Source organism: Actinosynnema sp. NPDC023658, from assembly GCF_040639995.1.
Classification (GTDB): domain Bacteria; phylum Actinomycetota; class Actinomycetes; order Mycobacteriales; family Pseudonocardiaceae; genus Actinosynnema.
On sequence record NZ_JBFAAX010001073.1, the window covers coordinates 1 to 1,247 of the forward strand.

Below are 1,247 nucleotides of genomic sequence, written 5' to 3' on the forward strand. Positions count from 1 at the left end.
CGGTGCCGCCGCCGATCCGGTGGGCGGCCCGCTCGCCGGCGGCCGTGTCGCGGACGGCGAGCACGACGTGAGCGCCGCGGCGGGCCAGTTCGGTGGCGGTGACCAGGCCGAGGCCCGAGTTCGCGCCGGTCACGACAGCGACGCGGCCGTGCTGGTCGGGGATCCGGTCTGCGATCCATCCGGTCATCTGCTGCTCCTGGAGGTGTCGGTGCGCTGTGCCGCCGACGCTAGGAGCGGTCCGGGCTGGTTGGGTCGGTCCCGGTTGCCTGGGTCTGCGGGACCTACCTCGGACGCCCGGCGGGAGGACACACTGGCGGTATGAGCAGTCGTCATCCCTACGCTCGGGAGCTCGGTGACTTCCTGCGCGCCCGGCGCAGCCGGTTGGGTCCGCGCGACGTCGGCCTGGAGCCGGGCGGGCGGCGCAAGGTCACCGGGCTGAGGCGCGAGGAGCTGGCCCTGCTGGCCGGGCTGAGCACCGACTACTACCAGCGGATCGAGCAGGGCCGGGAGGTGCGGCCGTCCGACGACGTCCTGGACGCGATCGCCGGCGCGCTCGGCCTCGACGACGAGGAACGCCGGCACCTGTTCACCCTGGCCCGTTCGGCCCGGCGGCCGGTGCCCGCACGGGTCGACCGCGATCCGGAACGGGTGCCGGACAGCACGCGTCGGCTGCTGCGGGTGACGGACACCCCGGCGGTGGTGCTCGGCCGGCACCTCGACCTGCTCGACTGGAACCCGATGGCGCAGGCGCTGCTCGGTGACCCGGGCGCCTACCCGCCCGACCGGCTCAACATGCTCCTGCTGCTGTTCGACGACGCGCTGACCGGCCGGCGGAGCTGCGCGGACTGGGAGCAGCAGGCCCTGGACTACATCGGCATGATGCGCGCCGCCGTCGCCACCGACCCCACCCACCCGCGCGCCACCGCGATCGTGGGCGAGCTGAGCATCCGCAGCGCCGAGTTCCGCCGGCTGTGGGCGCGGCACGACGTGCGCGAGTCGGTCAGCGGCACCAAGACCTTCCGCGTGCCCGAGGTGGGTGACATCGTCCTGGACTGGGACACCTATCCCCTGCCCGGCAACCCCGGGCCGGTCATGCTGGTCTTCACCGCCGAACCGGGCAGTGCCGACGCGGACCGGCTGCGGCTCCTGGCCTCGTTGCGCGCGACCCGTTCCGCGCTCAGCGACGAGCACTTCTCCTGGAGCGCAAGCCACTCCCCCGCCGGTCGGCGCACGACCTGACCGCGGGC

Annotated in this window: 2 protein-coding genes; one reads left to right on the plus strand and one right to left on the minus strand. The window is 74.3% G+C overall.

Annotated elements, in window-relative coordinates:
• Positions 1–187: SDR family NAD(P)-dependent oxidoreductase (locus AB0G02_RS38190; RefSeq protein ID WP_360804783.1), on the minus strand; the 187-nt coding region annotated here is incomplete at its 3' end.
• 131 nt (positions 188–318) lie between these two features.
• On the opposite strand from AB0G02_RS38190, the gene AB0G02_RS38195 reads away from it, so the two are divergent.
• Positions 319–1,239 (plus strand): helix-turn-helix transcriptional regulator, encoded by a 921-nt coding sequence (locus AB0G02_RS38195; protein ID WP_360804786.1) that lies wholly within the window; start codon positions 319–321, stop codon positions 1,237–1,239.
• The last annotated feature ends 8 nt before the right edge of the window (positions 1,240–1,247 follow it).

Bases quoted from the DNA above. Each gene is read 5' to 3' on its own strand.
- AB0G02_RS38195 (WP_360804786.1), top strand. From the start codon at position 319: ATGAGCAGTCGTCATCCCTACGCTCGGGAGCTCGGTGACTTCCTGCGC.